The sequence below is a fragment of the Cellulophaga sp. BC115SP genome, from assembly GCF_009905545.1.
Lineage (GTDB): Bacteria > Bacteroidota > Bacteroidia > Cytophagales > Spirosomataceae > Flectobacillus > Flectobacillus rivi.
The window spans coordinates 78,704-94,588 of the sequence record NZ_JAAALB010000012.1 but is presented as its reverse complement, the minus strand read 5'-3'; the positions used below and the strand labels follow the sequence as shown (position 1 = coordinate 94,588).

Annotated in this window: 11 protein-coding genes; 6 read left to right on the top strand and 5 right to left on the bottom strand. The window is 36.9% G+C overall.

Going from position 1 to position 15,885, the window contains the following annotated elements; genetic code table 11:
• Positions 1 to 89 precede the first annotated feature (89 nt).
• Together GVN22_RS11570 and GVN22_RS11565 are read left to right on the top strand one after the other, a co-directional pair.
• Positions 90 to 2,459: a glycoside hydrolase family 127 protein gene (locus tag GVN22_RS11570; protein ID WP_166551186.1), complete on the top strand. Its 2,370-nt coding sequence runs from the start codon at positions 90 to 92 to the stop codon at positions 2,457 to 2,459.
• Between the two features lie 225 nt (positions 2,460 to 2,684).
• Positions 2,685 to 3,752 (top strand): formylglycine-generating enzyme family protein, encoded by a 1,068-nt coding sequence (locus GVN22_RS11565; protein WP_166551185.1) that lies wholly within the window; start codon positions 2,685 to 2,687, stop codon positions 3,750 to 3,752.
• Positions 3,753 to 3,755: 3 nt separating this feature from the next.
• On the opposite strand, the gene GVN22_RS28085 is transcribed toward GVN22_RS11565, so the two are convergent.
• The 5 genes from GVN22_RS28085 to GVN22_RS11545 all read right to left on the bottom strand — a co-directional run bounded on the left by GVN22_RS28085 (position 3,756) and on the right by GVN22_RS11545 (position 9,876).
• Positions 3,756 to 3,887 (bottom strand): hypothetical protein, encoded by a 132-nt coding sequence (locus tag GVN22_RS28085; RefSeq protein ID WP_255494266.1) that lies wholly within the window; start codon positions 3,885 to 3,887, stop codon positions 3,756 to 3,758.
• Between the two features lie 245 nt (positions 3,888 to 4,132).
• Complete coding sequence (locus GVN22_RS11560; RefSeq protein WP_166551184.1) at positions 4,133 to 5,623, bottom strand: RagB/SusD family nutrient uptake outer membrane protein; 1,491 nt, start codon at positions 5,621 to 5,623, stop codon at positions 4,133 to 4,135.
• 32 nt (positions 5,624 to 5,655) lie between these two features.
• Positions 5,656 to 8,832: a SusC/RagA family TonB-linked outer membrane protein gene (locus tag GVN22_RS11555; RefSeq protein ID WP_166551183.1), complete on the bottom strand. Its 3,177-nt coding sequence runs from the start codon at positions 8,830 to 8,832 to the stop codon at positions 5,656 to 5,658.
• 453 nt (positions 8,833 to 9,285) lie between these two features.
• Positions 9,286 to 9,627 carry a DUF6686 family protein gene (locus tag GVN22_RS11550; protein ID WP_283383351.1) on the bottom strand — a complete coding sequence of 114 codons (342 nt, stop codon included), beginning with the start codon at positions 9,625 to 9,627 and terminating at the stop codon, positions 9,286 to 9,288.
• 33 nt (positions 9,628 to 9,660) lie between these two features.
• Positions 9,661 to 9,876, bottom strand: coding sequence for a hypothetical protein (locus GVN22_RS11545; RefSeq protein WP_166551181.1), 216 nt, complete (start codon positions 9,874 to 9,876; stop codon positions 9,661 to 9,663).
• A 259-nt stretch (positions 9,877 to 10,135) separates the two neighbouring features.
• Here GVN22_RS11545 and GVN22_RS11540 point away from each other — a divergent pair, with 259 nt between their 5' ends.
• From GVN22_RS11540 to GVN22_RS11525, 4 genes are all read left to right on the top strand, one after another.
• Positions 10,136 to 12,472, top strand: coding sequence for a TonB-dependent receptor (locus tag GVN22_RS11540; RefSeq protein WP_166551180.1), 2,337 nt, complete (start codon positions 10,136 to 10,138; stop codon positions 12,470 to 12,472).
• A 67-nt stretch (positions 12,473 to 12,539) separates the two neighbouring features.
• The gene (locus tag GVN22_RS11535; protein ID WP_166551179.1) at positions 12,540 to 13,691 is read left to right on the top strand and encodes a PepSY domain-containing protein; all 1,152 of its coding nucleotides are present in this window, start codon (positions 12,540 to 12,542) and stop codon (positions 13,689 to 13,691) included.
• 202 nt (positions 13,692 to 13,893) lie between these two features.
• Complete coding sequence (locus GVN22_RS11530) at positions 13,894 to 14,160, top strand: (2Fe-2S) ferredoxin domain-containing protein (RefSeq protein ID WP_166551178.1); 267 nt, start codon at positions 13,894 to 13,896, stop codon at positions 14,158 to 14,160.
• 164 nt (positions 14,161 to 14,324) lie between these two features.
• Positions 14,325 to 15,851, top strand: a complete 1,527-nt coding sequence (locus GVN22_RS11525) for a VCBS repeat-containing protein (RefSeq protein ID WP_166551177.1) — start codon at positions 14,325 to 14,327, stop codon at positions 15,849 to 15,851.
• Positions 15,852 to 15,885 lie beyond the last annotated feature (34 nt).

Here is a 15,885-nt window from a genome sequence, read left to right as displayed (position 1 = left end):
TTTTTAAAAAACCATGACAAATCATGATTTAGTTACTTTTCTGTTATTTATATTTGTGTCAATAATACACAATTTATTTTTTGACGATAATGACAAAAGTAACCTCTATCCTCATTGGGCTTGGCTTTACGATAAGTTCTTCAGTAAGCTATGCCCAAAACTCTCCAAAGCCGATTGAGGCTTTTTCTTTGAATGAAGTCAGATTGACAGGCGGTGCATTTCAGCATGCCCAACAAAAGGATTTAGACTATATTCTTTCACTTAATGCCGACAGATTGCTTGCGCCGTATCGCAAGGAAGCTGGTTTACCCGTAAAAGCACCAGCGTATGGTAACTGGGAAAGTTCGGGCTTAGACGGTCATATTGGAGGGCATTATTTGTCTGCATTGGCGTTGATGTATGCATCTACAGATGATAAGCGTTTGAAAGAAAAGCTAGATTATTGTATCGCTGAACTAGCACTTTGTCAACAACAAAACAAAAATGGTTATGTGGGAGGAATACCCAATGGCAAAATTTTTTGGGAAAGAATCGGTAAAGGTGATATTGATGGTAGTGGCTTTGGTTTGAATAACACTTGGGTGCCTTTGTATAACATTCACAAGTTATTTGCTGGTTTAAGAGATGCCTATTTGATTGGTGGAAACCAAGAAGCTAAGGAAGTGCTGATTCATCTTACGGACTGGTTTTGTAATCTAATTGCGCCACTCAATGATACGCAAATTCAACAGATGCTTAAAACAGAGCATGGAGGTATGAATGAGGTTTTGGCAGATGTGTATGTAATAACTCAACAAAACAAATATCTGGATGCAGCCGAAAGAATGTCGCATCAGGCTATTCTTGCACCATTGGTGTCGCATGAAGACAAACTAACAGGTTTGCATGCCAATACACAAATTCCGAAAGTCATAGGTTTTGAACGAATCGCTGAGTTGAAAAACCGTCAAGATTGGCATTCTGCGAGTGAATATTTTTGGCAAAATGTAACTCAAAAACGTAGTGTGGCTTTTGGAGGAAATAGTTATCGTGAACATTTCAATGCGACGAACGATTTTAAGCCTATGTTGGAGTCTAACCAAGGACCAGAGACTTGTAACTCGTATAATATGCTAAAACTCACCAAAGCCTTATTTTTGCATGAGCCAAAGTCTTCATATATAGATTTTTACGAAAGAACACTTTACAATCATATTCTTTCTTCCCAGCATCCTGAACATGGAGGATTGGTTTATTTTACACCGATTCGTCCTCAACATTATCGTGTATATTCTGATGCTCAGAAAGGTTTTTGGTGTTGCGTAGGGTCTGGGATAGAAAACCACGGGAAGTATGCCGAGCTGATATATGCTCATGATGATAAAAATATTTGGGTAAACTTATTTGTGCCATCGCAACTTGATTGGAAAGAAAGAGGTATTCGTTTTATCCAAAAAACAGATTTTCCAAATCAAGAAAGCACTGTTATTCAACTTTCGTTGAAGCAAACACAAAAATTTAAGTTATTTCTGAGAAAACCTTTTTGGCTAAATAGTGAAAAACTATTGGTGAAAGTTAATAATCAACCTCAATACTTAACGGTTGATGCCCAGGGATATGTCTCACTTGAGAAGACGTGGAAAAATGGCGACAAAATTCAATTAGCATTACCAATGCAAACTCGCTTGGAACAATTGCCTGATGGCTCTAATTGGTATGCTTTTGCTCACGGGCCAATCATTTTGGCTGCTGCTACAGATTCTTTAGATTTGAAGGGATTAGTAGCAGATGATTCAAGAATGGGTCATGAAGCTATGGGCAAATTGTATCCTATCAATCAAGCTCCTGTATTGGTGGGTTCACAAAATGCCGTAATTGCGAGTTTGAAGCCTCTTAAAAACCAGCCTCTTGCTTATAAAATAGAAAATCCTAATTTGTTTTTTACTCAAAAAACAAGTTTGATTTTAAAGCCATTTTATCAGTTGCATGATGCTCGTTATATGATGTACTGGCCTTTGATGAATGCTAATGAGGTAAGTCAGCATCAGGAAAAATTGAAGGCAGAAGAGCAGGCTGATATTATTTTGCGTCAAAAAACTGTAGATTGGATTAGTTTGGGCGAACAACAACCAGAAGCAGACCACGCATTTGACGGAAAACAGACTAGAGTAGGAGGGAGTATTGGTAATTTTTGGCGTTCGACAACCGCATGGATGTCTTATAAACTAAATAACCCAGACTTAAAGTCTAAAGCGATTGAAATAACCATATTGAAAGATTCAAAAGCTCATGCCTTCGAAGTTTGGTTGAATGATACCTTAACTCAAAAAGTGGAGACTAGTACAGAAAACGGAAAATCACAAGTCTTTACCATAGACTTAGGGGAAAATATTTTGATGCAGAAAAGCATTCAAATTAAAATAGTCGCGACAGGAGAAAATGGTTCTGGTGCTATACAATCTATCCGATTGGTGAAATAGAGGCTCAATTCATGCAAACACTTGCAGTAACCTAACTAATTTTGTCAATAAAACGCTTTCTGAGGTACAGACCTTAGGAAGCGTTTTTTGTTTAAGATAAATAATCAGCAGATTTTAGGATAGTAAGGAGAATAAAACTAAAGGATACAAAACTCTTGAGTTTTTACTAAATTTGAACATTATCCGTAGAGATTTAAAATCCTATTTTCTATAAAATTTTGTACCATGATAAGAATAACAATGCTAGCAAGTCTGGTGGGATCGATTTTAAACCCGATTTCTCCTGAAGCTATCACCACACAGCAAAAGCCTTCTGTAGTTGTTTGTAAAACAGAACCTAAGAAAAAAAGCTTAGCTAGAATAGCCACGAAAAATAGTATCAAGGCTAATGCAGACAAGAAAGATAACGGAATGGTGTTTGTGCAAGGAGGTAGTTTTATGATGGGAAATAAAGACTTCTCAGATGCAGTACCTGTTCATAAAGTCACAGTCAACTCATATTGGATAGATGCTCATGAGGTAACGAATGCGGAGTTTTCAGCATTTGTAAAAGCTACCAAATATATCACTGTGGCAGAAAGACCACTCGATCCTAAAGCATTTCCTGGTGTTCCATTAGAAAAATTAAAGGCAGGGTCATTGGTTTTTAAAGCACCAAAGCAAGTTAGCTCGCTTGATAACTACTTCGAATGGTGGGAGTTTGTAGCTGGCGCAGACTGGCAACATCCATTAGGTCCTAAGAGTAATATTGCAGGAAAGGAGAACTATCCCGTTGTTCATATTGCCCATGAAGATGCTATGGCTTATGCCAAATGGGCAGGAAAACGTCTACCTACGGAGGCCGAATGGGAATTTGCCTCGAAGGGTAAAAATACTAGTTCCAAATACGAATGGGGAAATCAATTACTACCTAATGGAAAATGGATGGCAAATATTTTTCAAGGTACCTTTCCGACAAGTAACCTTAAAAAGGATGGTTATGCTGCTACAGCTCCAGTAGGGTCATTCCCAGCTAATACCACAGGTGTGTATGATATGACAGGAAATGTTTGGGAATGGTGTAGTGATTTGTATCATGTGAATTATTACAAGTCGAGTCCAGCGCAAAACCCTAAAGGACCTAAAAATAGTTTTGACCCAGAAGAACCTGGCGTCGTAAAGTATGTTCAAAGAGGCGGCTCTTATCTGTGCAGTGATCAGTATTGTGTAAGATATGAGGCGGGGAGTAGAGGAAAAGGAGAGGCCATGAGTTCGACAAACCATATTGGCTTTCGATGTGCTAAAGATATGTAAGTACTAACTAGGAATATTTACAAAGGCTGTTTCGTTTGATTTGTGGGAGGCATTTTGTAATTCGAACTGTTGATCAAACTCATCTTTTGTCATGAAGAATAGTTCTTCAGTTGTATCGTCGAATCGAGTAAACATTACACAGAAGGCTTCAATATCGCGATTATAGATGGAACTACTAATTACCTTTATACAAGAAAGGCTTTTTTTGTGTCTGTATAGCATGAGGTTTAATAAAGTATGGATTGGACAAATAAATATTAAACAAATATTGTATAAAATTTAAATTATACACGCTATTTATTTCATTTTTTTCTCAAAAAAGAGGGCTGTTATTAACCTAAGTTGATAACAGCCCTACTATTTTTAAGCCCTAAATTAGCTTATTGTGGGTTTTGAACAACCACACCATTAGTGTTATTGATTTCGTCTTGAGGAATCAAGAATACCCATCTCTTATCACCAGCAGGTACATCCATTACACCGTTTGTATAAGCAGCATTGTGGTTACCACCATTGCGGTTCAAAGCAGCATTTGTACGTTTCAAATCGTAGAAACGGAAACCTTCACCCCAAAGTTCAACACGACGCTGAGTCATGATTTCTTCGATTAATGCATCTCCAGTCTTTGTAGATTTTACATAAGAAGGGTCACGGTTAATTGCTAAAGGATAAAGTGCATCGGCAGCACCTGAGTTATTTCCTGAACGAGCCAAAGCTTCAGCTTCGATCAAATACATTTCGGCAGCACGCATGTAAGGAACATCACCGATACTTAAGTTAACGTCAGCCACTCTAAATTTCTTAGGATGGTATGCATATCTGTTGAACGTAGAAGCTGGAAGAGGGAAATCAACGGTGTTTTTACCTGTTGGATCCCACAATTTCTTACGAATATCTGTATCAGTAATTTTATTGTACAATGCTGAGAACATCACTTTTGGAGTTGAACGAATAGCCGTTGAACTATAGTTGTTCGACATATAAGCGAAGAACGAGTAGAAGTAGTTAGTCTGATCTGCTACAATTCTAGAAGCCCACATCCATTCTCCATTTGAATAGTTGTTGAAACCACCCAAATAGTCTGTATTTGACATCAACGTAAAGCCAGCTCTTGCTTCTTTTGCTAAGGTAGCAGCAGTAGTCCAATCTTGTTGAGTAAGTGCAACACGAGCCTTGATACCTTTAGCTACATTGATATTGAAGTGAGACTTGTCTAAACGAGTATAGCCTGAAAACAAAGCAATAGCATCTGTTAAGTCTTTGTTGATTTGAGTATAAACCTCAGCAACGGTAGCACGTGGCGTTGGAGTAGTTTTTGGTTCAAGAACTAATGGAACACCTAAACCACTGTTAGCAGCACCAGCCACAAAGCGTTCTCCAAATAACTGTACCATTTGGAAATAAGCCCAACCACGGTAAGTTAAAGCCTCTGCTTTAATCGCTTTTTTGTCAGCATCAGAACCTTCTGCTTTATCAATATTCGCAATAATCATGTTTGCGTTACTGATAAGCATGTAATAGAAAGTATAGTTATAATAACAAATTGAGCTGGTTGCAGTACGGTGACTAATCCATTGGTATTCATTTCTCAAACCTGAATTAGAAACGTTAGGAAACACCAAGTCGTCACCCATGATATCCATGTATAACATGTTTCCTGATTGACCACCTTGTGGTTGAACACTAAAAATTTGAGAGTACATCAAACGGTGGATACCATTCAATGCAGCCCATGCATTTTTAGTTGTTTTAAAAGCATCTACTGTAGCAACTTGGTCTGTAGGTGCTGTTTCGAGATAATCCGATTCGCACGCAGATAATGACAGCGCAGTCATTAATCCTAGAACGCCTTTTTTTAGTATATTTTTCATTTGCTTTTTCTCTTTTATCGATGATTTCCTAATTAAAAACCTAAACGAGCACCAATTGACATAACTCTGTTGAAGTTATAGGTGTTGTCTACAGTACCGTTAAATGAACCTGTTACGTTCATACCTTTTCTTGCTGACAATAGACCAAGGTTTTCACCTGAAAAATAGATGCTTGCATTTTTAGCACCAATCTTAGCTAACCAGTTTGAAGGGATTTTATAAGTTAGGGTAACGTTATTCAACATTAGGTATGAAGCATCTGTTAAGTATCTTGTACTACCACCAGTCTGGTTAGTGATATTTCCGTTATCGAAACGTGGAACGTCTGTTACGTCACCCGGTTTTTGCCAACGTCTTAATGCATCAACATGTAATGCGTTACCATATGTACCACCGTGCATCAATGAACCATATGCAGAGTCATATACTTTACCACCTAATTGGTAAGTTAATTGTACGCTCAATGTAAAGTTTTTGTAAGAAAAGTTGTTATTCATCGAGCCATAAACATCTGGAATAGAAGATGTTCCATTGTAACGTTGGTTAGCTTCAGCTAATACAGTTGTAACTGTATCAGCACCAATTACTTTACCGTTAGTCGTCAAGATGTTCGTTTTGTACAAGGCGTTACCTGTTTCGGAATCAACACCATAAAATTGACGCAAGTAGAAATCGTAAATAGAGTGACCAACGCTATATGCTTTAGAGCCATTGATAATTAACGGTTGGTTTTCTGGCATTTTAGTGATCTGGTTTTTCAAAGTAGTAGCATTAATAGTTGCTGAATATTTGAAGTCACCTGTATTAATGATATCACCTGTCAATTGCAATTCAAGACCTCTATTGTAAAGGTTACCAATGTTTTTAGGAATAGTAAAACCACCACCTGTTGTACCACCAGAAGCTAAAGGAAGAGGCACGTTGAAAATCAATCCTGCTGTTTCACGATTGAAATATTCAAGGCTACCAGACAATTTACCTTTAAATAAACTGAAGTCAACACCTAAATCAAAGTTGTTTGCTGTTTCCCAAGTCAAATCAGGGTTTGGAATGGATGCTTGTGAAAATCCAGGTTCAGCATTGTTATTTCTACCTAAGGTATATAATGCTTGGTAAGGATAAAAACCTAAACCACCATCATTACCTACTACACCATAAGAGGCTCTTACTTTCAACAAGTCAACCCATTTTACATCAAAGAAATCTTCTCTTTCGATATTATAAGCGCCGCCTACTGACCAGAAGTTAGCCCAACGTACAGCAGGAGCGAAACGAGAGTTACCATCACGACGGATAGAAGCGTTCAAAATATATTTCTTGTCAAAATCATAGTTTGCTCTTGCAAAGTAACTTTCAATTGTGTAATTGTCTTCATAAGAAGAAACGCCTAATACTGTTGCAAAGTTTGGTAATTCAGTAATACCATCAACGATAATTCCAGAACGAGAACCTGTCAAATAGTTATATTTATAAGTAAAGTTTTCGTGTCCACCTAAAACTGTTACATGGTGTTTTCCAATCTGTTTGTCATATTCTAACAATTGGTTCCATGTGTAGTTAGTCGTACGGTACAAGTAGTGATATGAGCGACCCGCTGGAGCACCATCACCAATCGTTGGGTTATCGTAAGTACGGTAGTGTGTATCTTGTAAATCAAAGCTCAGGTTAGTTGTAGCTTTCAAACTTGGTAAGATTGAGATAGTAGCAAAAGTACGGGCACCAATTAAACCACGGATTTGGTTACGTTGGTTCAACTCATTTTCCCAAATTGTATGACGACCACTAGAGTTTGGTCTTGAGTCTCCCATGTCATATACCTTATTTCCATTAGCATCCAATACGTAAGCGCCTGTTGTTGGATCATGCTTATAAACAGGATAGATTGGAGCCATGAAACGTGAAATGAAGAATGGGTTGATAAATGAAGTACCACCATCTGAACCAGCATCAACATTTGCCATGCTGTAAGTACCATTCAAGTTCAAACCAGTTTTCAACCATTTTGTAGCTTGCGTATTTACACTAACACGACCAGTGAAACGTTCGAAATCAGATTTTAACAAATAACCTTGTTCTTTTGTATAACCTAATGATACAAAGTAGTCAGACTTGCTAGTACCACCATCATAATTGATCGTATAGTTTTTTCTGCTTTTTCCCCCTTGTTGCATAGCATTTGCCCAGTTCAAGTCTTCTGGATATAATAGCTGAGCATTAGGGTTCAATTGTCCATTTACATCTACAATTTGATTTGATGCTACGTTGAATGGGTTGTAGTTACCAAGCAAATTGTAAATACCAGTGTAAGTTCTACCTCCATAAGAAGTTGTCAAACCTGAGGCAATGCTACTAGCTACATCTTGAGGTACTTTTAATGAACCGTATGCCAACGTATTACGATATACTTCCCACATCAAAGGGTAATACTGTTGAGCACTTACAGTTTCATATTCAGGCAAACCTCTAGCAATTACACCTACTGATGCACTTACATTGAAGTTATTACGACCTTCTTTTCCTTTTTTGGTAGTAATCATGATTACACCGTTTGCACCACGTGAACCGTAAATAGCTGTAGTAGCAGCATCTTTCAATACTGAGATTGACTCAATATCGTCTGGGTTCAAAGTAGAGGTACTACCATTGAATGGTACACCATCAACTACATAAAGTGCGTTGTTTGAAGCAGAAAGTGAACCAAAACCTCTTACACGAATGGTAGGTTCAGAACCTGGAGCACCACCAGACAAGGTAGCCTGAACCCCTGGAGCAGCACCAACTAGGGCGTTCATTACGTTTGCTACTGGTTTAGTTGCAATTACGTCTTTTCCTATTTGAGCAGACGAACCAACGTGAGTAGCTTTATTTACTGTACCATATCCAACAATTAATACTTCGTTCAACATTTGAGCATCACCTTCAAGTGATACATTGATAGTCGTACGGTTTTGGATAGCAATTTCTTGTTTTGTGTAACCTACCGATGAAATAACTAAAGTGCCATTTCCAGTAGCAGCGATACTAAATTTACCATCCTTATCGGTGGTTGTACCTTTGGTAGTACCTTTTAGAACAACTGTAACACCAGGTAAGGCTGTACCGTCTTCTTTCGAAGAAATAACCCCCTTCACGGTAGTTTGAGCTTGGGCATAGCCACAAGTCAACACAAACAGAAATAATACGAGAAAGTTTCGTAAACGATTATTCATTTTTTGTGCGTTTTTAGTTAGTAGATAAAGAAAATACAATAATTAGCAAAAAGAAGATATCTATGAAAAGTACCAATAATAATGCAGTCCAATAGGGTGCTGTGGTTTATCGAAAAAATTATGTATGGTGGTTTTTATAAATATCAAAATAAAATAACTGTTTGTATGTGAGAAACAGGAATTTTATTGCTATGAGGTAAAATTAGCGTATTTTTTACTAAAATTTTACAAAAGATTAATATAATTTCTTAAAGATGAGTATTTATTCTTAATTTTTACTTTCAAAAATTCTTCTAATGGCTTTGGTTATCATGATATTTCTTCGCTTAGGTACATAAAAAATGCCTTAGTTCAACGGTCTACAGTTGTTGAACCAAAGCATTTGCAAACTTTGTTTTGTCTTATTTTAATTATACAAAATAGTATTGTGTACCTTGTTAAATTTTTATATTTTTATTCGTCAATTTGACTGTTTGATAGTATAAATCGTGCTTCAATAACCAACAATGCTTCGGTTATGAAATCACATAGTTCAAGGATTTCGGCTTCTGAAAACAATAAAAAGAAGTGCTGTAGCGGAGTTTTGAATAACAACTCTTTCCCATGAGAACTTGGATACTCATAAAAGCCTATTTTTTCCTCCATAACAGCTTTAAATTGTCTAAGCTCAGCCAAAGAAAGTGCAAAAAGCAAATTTTTATAGGAAAGATTATATTGATTGCAACAAGTGCAGTGACTAACAAAAGCATTTTCTTTTTCCAAAATGCTTTGAGTTTGATGTTCTTGATGACGCATAGTATATACGTTTTTAGTTTATAAGGTCAAAATCTACTTTGAAAGGTATTCGCTGTAATACCCAATCCCTTTCAATGCAGTACTGATTGATTGAGGAGTTATCAGTTCTTCTGACACCACAGAAAGCGCATGATTAAAATCAGAAAAATCAATACTGAATGATTTAATTCCGAGTGGCTGTAAAGCTTCCCATACCGATTGGATACCTATCGGTGATTGTATATCGGTTCTAAACATTAAAATATTCATAGGTTTGCTAATTTAAGTTTAACTATTTGATTAATAGATAATTAATATATTTTCTTGTGTTAAATTCTAAGCAAATATATTTACTTGTTTAGAATTATTCCAAATAAAAACGTGCATTTATTTGTATTTAGTCTAAATAAGCTATAATTTTGTTTCATCAAAATCAAAATAATTAGGGATTTCAATCTATAAATATGGCCTTGGGGATACCCTAAATAGTGGACACTAACCACTTGATCAACTCTCAAATATTTCTATAATGAAAAACATTTATTTTACATTGACGCTATTAATGTGTTCATGGTTATCAATTGCTCAAACTGCAGTATTGAAAGGACAAGTCAAAACTAAAGAGGGCAAACCTGCGGAATTTGTGAATGTAATTTTACGCGGTACTAATAAAGGTGTAGTAACCAACGATGCTGGTAATTTTGAAATTCAAGGACTTAAAGCTGGTAACTATATAGTTCAGGCTAGTTTTGTAGGCTTAGAAGCTGTTCAACAAAAAGTAAGTTTAACCTCTGGACAAACACTGGAAATTACCTTGACTTTACCTGAAAGTGCCAAAGAATTACAGGAAGTTATCGTAAACTCGAACCCTAGTAAATATGTAACAGATTATCCTTCAATCTCTTTAAGATTAAAAACCCCTTTACTCGAATTACCTCAAAATATCCAAGTTGTTACAAAACAACTACTTCAAGACCAACAAATTTTTGACATGCTCGAAGGCGTAACCCGCAATGTAAGTGGCGTTACACGCCTTGAACACTGGGATAATTATGCACTTTTGAATATGCGTGGTTCTCAAATTGCAGCTTTTCGTAATGGTATGAATGTGCAAATGGCTTGGGGACCTCTTGCTGAAGACATGAGTATGGTCGAGCGTATTGAGTTTGTTAAAGGTCCTGCCGGATTTATGCTTGCCAATGGTGAACCTGCGGGTTTTTACAATGTAGTAACCAAAAAGCCAACGGGGATTACACGTGGCGAGGTAACTGGTACTGTAGGAAGTTTTAATACCTATCGTACTACATTGGATTTGGATGGAAAGTTAACGAATGATGGAAAATTACTGTACCGTCTAAACATTATGGGGCAGTCGAAAGGCTCGCACCGCTTGTTTGAGCACAATAATCGTGTGTCGGTAGCACCAGTTATCAAATACCAAATTTCAGCTAAAACTTCATTGACCGCTGAGTACACCTATCAGTATAACCAAATGTCAATGATTGGGTCTAATTATTCTTATTCCAAAAAAGGTTTTGCTGATTTACCAGCAAGTTTTACGACTGCTGAGAAAAATATGGATCCGACCAATATCAACGACAATACGATTTTTTTGACGTTTGCTCATGCGTTTAATCCTAATTGGAAGTTTACAGGACAGGTGGCTTATATGAATTATAGCCAAGTGGGACAATCGATGTGGCCTACTGGTATATCAGCCAATGGCGATACACTTTATCGCAAAATGTCTATCTGGGATGTATTAGGTGAAAATAAGCTAGGACAGTTTTTTGTAAATGGAGATTTTAAAACGGGCTCTTTTAAACACCTTTTGTTGGGAGGTACCGACATTGGTTACAAGGATTATTATCATGATTTTGTAGATGGAAAGGAAATTACTCCTTTGGCAATTTACAATCCACAATACGGTATTACTCCCGAATCGGTATATCCTGTGTATGATAGAAGTAAAAGCTTGAAAGAACGTGGAGCGCATTACTACCAAAAATATTATGCGTTTTATGTGCAAGATGAAATTCATCTAATTGAAAACAAATTAAGATTAACCTTAGCTGGTCGCTTTACGTCCTCAACCGATGGAAATCCTTATGCTGGCGAAGCTGTTGGAAATAAATTTACTCCACGAGTTGGCCTAAGTTATTCGCTTGACAAACATACTTCTGCTTATGCGGTGTTTGATGAAGCATTCATTCCTCAAGCTGGTGCTGGTCAGAATGGTGTAAGTTTTAAGCCTATTACAGGAAATAATAAAGAAGTTGGTTTGAAAAGAGAATGGCTTGGAGGCTTGTGGACTACTTCTGTGGCTGCTTATAATATTACCAAGAATAATGTATTGACTGCTGACCCTAGCAACCCTAATTTTTCTGTTCAGTTGGGACAAACTCAAACTAAAGGTATTGAATTTGACCTTCGTGGACAAATCCTTCATGGCCTAGACCTAACCTTAAACTATGCTTATACTAACGCAAAAGTAACTAAAGATACCAATCCTATAAATGAGGGTGTCGATGTACCAGGTTCAACCAGAAATATTGCCAATGCTTGGTTATCATATAAAGCTACCAATGGAAAACTGAAAGGCTGGGGCGTTTCGTTGGGAGCTCAATATCAAAATGGTCGTTCGTCTTGGTACGTATTTGATGGAACGAAACAACCTCTGAAAGATTATTTCAAAATGGATGGCGCAGTTTCATATCAAGTCAATAAATTATCTTTTGCTCTGAATATCAATAATTTACTTAATGCCTATTTGTATTCAGGTGCTTATTACAACTGGGGTGGTTTTTATTATTATCAAACGGAAGCACTACGCAATGCTCGCTTGACAGTAGGATACAAATTTTAATTGTAGAGGCATCCTTCCAATAGGAGGGATGCTCATTTATTGATTATACATCTAAAATTATTCTTCAATGAATTTTAAAAAACTTGTCGGAAAAATTCATTTATTCTTGGGTTTGGCTTCAGGGATTATCGTTTTTATCATAAGTGTTACGGGTTGTTTGTATGCTTTTCAGGAAGAAATACAAAATACAACTGAGGAATTTCGTTTTGTTACACCCCAAAAAACAGCAATGTTACCTCCTTCCCAATTACAGGAGATAGCTACTAAAACTCTGCCTACCAGAAATTTACATGCAATTATGTATGGCACGTCCGACCAATCAGTTCAAGCTATATTTTATCATTTCGAACCTTACCATTATTTCCTCGTATACCTCGACCCATACACAGGCAAGGTGTTGCATGTGAAAGATATGTCAAAGGATTTTTTTAGATGGGTATTAGATGGGCATTATTATTTGTGGTTACCTCCTACAGTTGGACAACCTATCGTGGCATCGGCAACTTTGGTCTTTTTTATCTTACTTATTTCTGGCATTATTCTTTGGTGGCCTAAAAATAAGAGTGCTGCCAAGCAACGATTTTCAATTAAATGGAATGCTCAATGGCGTCGCAAAAACTATGATTTACACAATGTCTTAGGTTTTTATGCCTCATGGGTGGTGGTTGTATTGGTTATAACGGGATTGATTTGGGGATTTCAATGGTTTTCTAAAGGAGTTTATGCTGGTATTGGCGGAAAAAAATCTTTAGAATTTGTTGAACCACTTTCAAGAAAAGTCCCTACCTCAAGTTCAGAAGCAGCCATAGACCAAGCTTGGCAAAAAGTATTGAAAGAAACACCTCACGCAGCATCCATCGAAGTCCACGTTCCCGAATCCGATTCTGCTTCAATTGCTGTGAATGTAAATCATCAAAAAGGTACTTACTGGACAACAGATTATCGATACTTTGATCAATATACTCTCAAAGAAATTAATGTTTCACACATTTATGGTCGTCTCAAAGATGCTACTGCGTCTGACAAACTTTTCAGAATGAATTATGATATTCATGTTGGTGCTATTTGGGGTATTGCAGGAAAAATTTTAGCTTTTTCAGTAAGTCTCATTTCGGCAAGTTTGCCTATTACTGGATTTATGATTTGGTGGGGCCGCCGCAATAAAAAGAAAGATACTTTACCGAAACAAAAAAATAAAACCGCATTAATTACTGAGTAACTAAAATGTCTGATGAAAGGATTGGCGCAGTGCGACTGGCGTAGTGCAACTGGCGCAGTGCAACTGGCGCAATTCGAATCAAAAAGCCATTTCAATTTGTATTTAGAAAGTCGACCTCTATACCTTTATTTCGCTATCAGAAACCTATCCGTTTATTTTGGATAGGTTTTTTTTTATCTTGTACTAAAAATCTTCAAAAGTTATGTCTCATGTAACATTTCCCGAAAAAACCATTCTGATTTGCGATGGTAGCAAATGCGGAAAACATAAAGAACTTCGGAAGTTCTTTAAGGAGTCTATAAAAGACCATGGACTCAAAGACAAGATTGAAATTGTGAAAATTGAATGTACTGATCGCTGTAAACATGCTCCCATATTATGTTTTCAACCGCAAAATCAATGGCTGTCTGAAGTTACCGTATGGCAAGCCGATGCACTTTTCAAAAAATTTATTTTAGAAAAAGAATAAAGCACCAGTAAGGTGCTTTTTTTTGTTACTCCGATTTATCTATTGTTTTGCCTGTATGGTCGAATAAATGAAAGTAATCTTTTATTACCTTCAGAAAATGATAAAATTACTGAATTATTATCCAAAAATGATGTCTACACGCATCACATAAATGATTTTCAGTAATGAATAGAGCATCTATTTTTAGCTTATTAATTGCTAATACCCTTCTGTACGTTTCTTGTGACTCAACAAAAGCGAACAAACAAAAGTTAGTTCCCTCAGGTTTGACGGGTGAACAACTATCTCAACAACATTGTGTGGCTTGTCACGCTTATCCTTCTCCTAATCTTGTCGAAAAAGAATGGTGGGCTAAAGGTATTTTACCTAAAATGGCCTTACGACTTGGCATGGGAAACAAAATGGGATACCTCACCAATTTCAGTTATGAAGACATGATGGAGGTATCGGTAGCTAATATTTATCCAGATGAACCAGCTATGGCGCCCGAGGATTGGAAGAAAATCGTCGACTTTTATGTTAAGAATGCTCCTGAAAAACCTATTCCTCAAGTTTCAAAAGTTCAAGCTACTCCTCTTTCTGGTTTGTTTGATGTACAGAAACTAGAAAATGCCAACAACGAGCCTGCTTTAGTAACAATGGTGAAAATTTTACCCGATGAACAAGCCTTATATGTAGCGCATCGCGGTAGAAATCGTGTGGAAAAATGGGATAAAATACTTCAAAAAATCTCAGAAGTTCCAACCGAAAGTCCTGTTTCGGATGTTGTAAAAACACCTGTTAGTATGATGGCGCTTGGTATGGGAATCATGGATCCCAATGATCAAGCATTAGGGAAATTATGGAATATTTCAAAAAGCACACCTCAGACCTTAGTAGAAAAACTCCGTCGCCCTGTCGAAATATCAGTGGGAGATTTGGATGCTAATGGTACGCCTGATTATCTGATTTGTGAATTTGGTAACGATATAGGAAAGTTAACGTGGTATGATCAAAACTTTAAATTGAAGAAAGAAATATTGAGTTTTTCAGGTATTCGAAATGCCAGTATAACTGACATAACTGGAGATAAATTACCTGATATTGTGGTTTTGCAAACCCAAGGTGATGAGGGTATTTGGATACTCAAAAATCAAGGGAATGGAAATTTTGAGCCACAGCGTGTCTTGCGTTTTCCTCCTATTTACGGCTCAAGTTTTATTCAAGTAGTTGACATCAACAAAGATGGTTATCAAGATATAGTTTACACCAACGGCGATAATGCCGACGCTTCTATCTCCCTAAAACGTTATCATGGTGTACATGTATATTTGAACGATGGAAAAATGAATTTTAAGCACCAATATTTCTATCCTATGCACGGAGCAGCTAAGGCTCTAAGTCAAGATTTTGACGGTGATGGAGATATGGATATTGCAGCTATCTCATTTTTTCCTGATAAAAAGCAAAATCCTGGAGAGGGTTTTTTATATTTTGAGAATACAGGAAAAGGCTTTACTCCGCATTTTATAGAAGGAATTTCTGATAAAAAATGGATGGTAATGGATTGTGGCGATTTGGATAAAGACGGAAATATAGAGCTTGTATTAGGGGCATTTAATATTCAAGATAGGGACGGACAAGCTAAATCATCCTCTGGAAAAAGGGCTAGCGTTTATGTATTAAAATCAAAAAACAAATCTCATTTGTAGAGGCCACTTGGGGATTCTGCGGTTTTATTGCATT